This window comes from Arhodomonas sp. KWT (genome assembly GCF_010993615.1).
This window is the reverse complement of record NZ_WNXE01000182.1, coordinates 1-4,269: the sequence shown is the minus strand read 5'-3', so window position 1 is coordinate 4,269 and position 4,269 is coordinate 1. Positions and strand designations below refer to the sequence as shown.

Here is a 4,269-nt window from a genome sequence, read left to right as displayed (position 1 = left end):
GCCGAAACCGGAGCCGAAACCGGAGCCGAAACCGGAGCCGAAACCGGAGCCGAAACCGGAGCCGAAACCGGAGCCGACGCCGGAACCGACGCCGGAACCGACGCCGTCATCGGATGCCGGGCCCGCGGGCAAACCGGATGCGGGGACGGACGAGCCTGCCGAGACGGCGGGCTCGCCGGACGGCGACGCAGCTGGCGGGTCGGAGGGGGCGGCCGGCAGCTCCGGCGGCAAGGGGGCGGCGTCCCCAGGCAGCGGCGGTGCGCCCGCCGGCGGTAATGCCGGGGACCCCGGTGCCGCCGGCAACAAGGGCTACCTGAGCTCGCTGGTCGCGCTGTTCGAGCGGCACAAGCATTATCCCCGACGGGCACGGCTGCGCCGCGAGGAGGGGGTCGTCCGGGTGGCGATGCGCATCGCCGCGGACGGCAGTGTCGAGGGCCTGGAGGTCGTGCGTGGCTCCGGCAGTCGGACGCTGGATCGCGCGGCCCTGCGAATGGTCCGTTCCGCCTCCCCGCTGCCGGCGCCGCCGCCCGGTCTGGTCGGCCGGCAGATCGTTATTCCCGTCGATTACCGTCTCTCCAACCGCTGACGGCGGGTCCCGCTTCCCCCCGGGCGGGGGCGCCGTTCCCTGCCTCCGCCCTGTTCGTGGAATACTGTCGCGATCAAGGGTAGTGTCAGCGCAGAGCACCGTACTCCCGGTCGGGGACGCGAACCCGGGTGCGGGACGATTCAACGGGTCGGGGACTGCCGCTGCGGCGAGACAATTCAGAGCGGGAAATGGACGCAGATCAAGCCAGGCCTTCGGGGGAGCACAGCGCGGGGAGCGGCGACTGTCCGGGAGACGGCTGCCAGGCCGGCCGCCTTCTGCAGCGGATCGTCGACGCCATCCCGGCACCGGTTTTCTTCAAGGACGCCGAGTGCCGCTATATCGGCTGCAACGAGGCCTTCGCCCGCGGCATCCTCGGGCGTGCCCCGGAGGAGGTGGCCGGCAAGGGCGTGTACGACCTTGCGCCACCGCATCTCGCCGCCGTCTACGAGGAGGCGGATCGGGCCCTGCTTGCCAGCGGCGATACCCAGGTTTACGAGACGCGGGTCCGCTTCACCGATGGCAGCGAGCGGGACATCTCCTTCCACAAGGCGGTCTTCCCGGATGACGACGGCGGTCCCGGCGGGATCGTCGGCGTGATGCTCGACATCACCGAGCGCCGCCGCCACGAGCGCCAGCTCGAGGAACGCGAGGCGATGTTCCGCAGCGTTTTCGATGCCTCCGAGGACGCCATCCTCATCCTCGACGACGACACGTTTGTCGACTGCAATCCGGCGACCCTGCACATGCTCCGGCAGCCGGACCGGGATCGTATCCTGGGCGGCCGGCCCTGCGACATCTCCCCGGAGTTCCAGCCCGACGGCCAGCGCTCCTGCGACAAGGCCGCCGAGATGGTGCGCGTCGCCTACGAGCGGCACTTCCACCGCTTCGAGTGGACCCATTTGCGGGCGGACGGCGAACCCTTCCCCTGCGAGGTCACGCTTACCACCATGGCGTTCCGCGGTCGCACCGCGCTGTACGTGGTCTGGAACGACATCACCGAGCGCCGGCAGCGCGAGCGCCGTATCGAGGAGCTCGCCCACTACGACCCCCTGACCGGGCTGCCCAACCGTCGCCTCCTCCATGCCCGCGGCAGCGCCCTGCTCGCGCGGGCGGACGACCGGGGTGAACCGCTGGGCGTGATGTACATGGACCTCAACCGCTTCAAGGACATCAACGACACTCAGGGCCATGAGCACGGCGATGCCCTGCTTCAGCAGGTGGCCGGGCGGCTGCGCGAGGTCCTGCCGGAGAGGTATCTGCTGGCCCGCCTGGGCGGCGACGAGTTCGCGGTCCTGATCCCTGGGGCGGACGAGGCGATCCTCGAGACCGAGGCCCGCCGCGTGCTCGAGTGCTTCGATCGCCCTTTCCGCCACGGCTCGTTGAGCGCCGAGCTGGGGACGAGCATCGGCCTGGTCCACTATCCGGAGCACGGTGCGACCCTGCCGGAGCTGCTCAAGAACGCCGACATCGCCATGTACGAGGCCAAGCTCGGTGGCCTCGGCTACTGTGTTTTCCGGCGTGCCCAGGCGAACCATGTGCAGGAGCGGGTCGCGCTGGAGCGTGCCCTGCGCGAGGCCATCGCCGCGCAGGACATCGAGCTGCACTACCAGCCGCGGGTGGACGTCCGCGACGGCCGGATCACCGGCCTGGAGGCACTGGCCCGCTGGCACCGTCCCGACAGGGGCTGGGTGTCGCCGGCGGAGTTCGTTCCCCTGGCGGAGCAGACCGGGCTCGTCCACGCACTGGACCGGCTGGTCCTGAACACCGCCTGCGTTCAGGCCCGGGACTGGCGCAGCCGGGGACTGAATCTGAGGGTCGGCGTGAACATCTCCGCGCTCACGCTGCAGCAAGACGACTTCGTCGCCACCGTTCTTGCCGCGCTCGCGGCCTGCGGGCTGCCCGGCGATGCCCTGGAGGTGGAGGTTACCGAGAGTGCGGCGATGCGCGATGCCGAGGCCAACACCGTGAAGCTCACCGAGCTCAAGGGCCACGGCGTGCGCGTCGCCATCGATGATTTCGGCACCGGCTACTCATCGCTCAGCTACCTCAAGCGGTTGCCGGTGGACTGCCTCAAGGTGGATCAGTCCTTCGTGCGCGATATCCCCGGTGATCCCATGGATCTGGGACTGGTGGAGACCATCGTCGCCCTCGCGGCGAGCATGGGTCTGACCACGGTGGCCGAGGGCGTGGAGACGCCGGAGCAGCTCGAGGCGGTGCGCCGCCTGGGGTGCGGCGATCTCCAGGGATTTCTCGCCGCGGCACCGGCATCCGCCGACGACCTCGAGGCCGTGCTCCGGCGCGGGTACATCGAGCTGCCCTGATCCGTTTGTCCGGATGCGCCGGCGACGCCGTCACCGGGGTGCCGCGGCCTCACTTGTGCCACGACGTTCCCGGTAGCCGACCGCCTCGGCCACGTGGGTGGCGGTGACCGCGTCGCTGCCGGCGAGGTCCGCGATCGTGCGGGCGACGCGCAGGCAGCGGTGGATCCCCCGGGCGGTGAGTCCGAGGCGCTCGCCGGCCTGGTCGAGCAGGGCGGCCGCGGTGGCGTCCAGCCGGCAGCGATCCTCCAGCACCCCCGGCGGCAGGGCGGCCGCCGGCGCGTCATCGCGCTCGTGCTGGCGACGTCTCGTCTCCGCGACCCGGGCGCGCACCGTGGCGCTGTCCTCTCCCGGCGGGCTCGCCCGCAGCTCCGTCGGCGCCAGCCGCGGCACCGAACAGAACAGGTCGATGCGATCGAGCAGGGGGCCGCTGAGCCGGCCCTGGTAGCGGGCAATCTGGTCGGGGGTGCAGCGGCATTCGCCCCCCGGGTCGCCCAGGTGGCCGCACGGGCACGGGTTCATCGCCGCCACCAACTGGAAGGTCGCCGGGTAGCGGACCTTGGCGGCGGCCCGTGAGATCTCGACCTGCCCCGTCTCCAGCGGTTCGCGCAGCATCTCCAGTGCCCGGCGGCTGAACTCCGGGAGCTCGTCGAGGAACAGTACGCCGTTATGCGCCAGCGAGACCTCGCCGGGCCTCGGACGGCCGCCGCCGCCGGCGAGCGCGACGTGGGAGGCGGAGTGGTGCGGCGCCCGGAACGGGCGCACGCCCCAGCGTGCCGGGTCGAAGCCGCCGTCGCTCACCGAGGCGACGGTCGCGCTCTCCAGACTCTCCTGCTCGGTCATTGGCGGCAGGATGCCGGGCAGGCGTGCGGCGAGCATGCTCTTGCCGGTGCCCGGCGGGCCGCACAGCAGCAGCGAGTGACCGCCCGCGGCGGCGATCTCCAGGCAGCGCCGGGCCTGCTGCTGGCCGCGGACATCGGCGAGGTCCGCCACCGAAGGGCCTCGACCGGCGGGTGGCGGCGTCGCCACGGCGAGCGGGGTGCGGGCGGTGAGGTGGGCGCAGACGTCGAGGAGGTGGTCCGCGGTGAGGACGCGGCCCGTCCCCACGAGGGCGGCCTCGGCGGCGCTGTCGCGGGGCAGGACGGCCCGGCGGCCGGCGCGCTGGCAGTGCACCGCGAACGGCAGGGCACCGGAGATGCCGCGCAGGGCGCCGGTCAGTGCCAGCTCGCCGGCGAATTCCAGCCCGTCGAGGGCATCGGCCGGGATCTGGCCGGACGCGGCGAGGATGCCGAGGGCGATGGGCAGGTCGAAGCGTCCGCCGTCCTTGGGCAGGTCCGCCGGGGCGAGGTTGATGGTCACCCGGCG

3 protein-coding genes are annotated in these 4,269 nt (G+C 72.2%); 2 read left to right on the top strand and 1 reads right to left on the bottom strand.

What is annotated here, in order from left to right; all coding sequences use genetic code 11:
• Together G7A99_RS16195 and G7A99_RS16190 are read left to right on the top strand one after the other, a co-directional pair.
• Positions 1 to 586: energy transducer TonB (locus G7A99_RS16195; RefSeq protein ID WP_163142056.1), on the top strand; the 586-nt coding region annotated here is incomplete at its 5' end.
• A gap of 188 nt (positions 587 to 774) precedes the next feature.
• Positions 775 to 2,907 (top strand): bifunctional diguanylate cyclase/phosphodiesterase, encoded by a 2,133-nt coding sequence (locus G7A99_RS16190; RefSeq protein WP_018719685.1) that lies wholly within the window; start codon positions 775 to 777, stop codon positions 2,905 to 2,907.
• 30 nt (positions 2,908 to 2,937) lie between these two features.
• Here the strand turns inward: G7A99_RS16190 and G7A99_RS16185 are convergent.
• Positions 2,938 to 4,269, bottom strand: a 1,332-nt coding sequence (locus G7A99_RS16185; protein ID WP_163142053.1) for a YifB family Mg chelatase-like AAA ATPase, incomplete at its 5' end; no start/stop codon positions are given.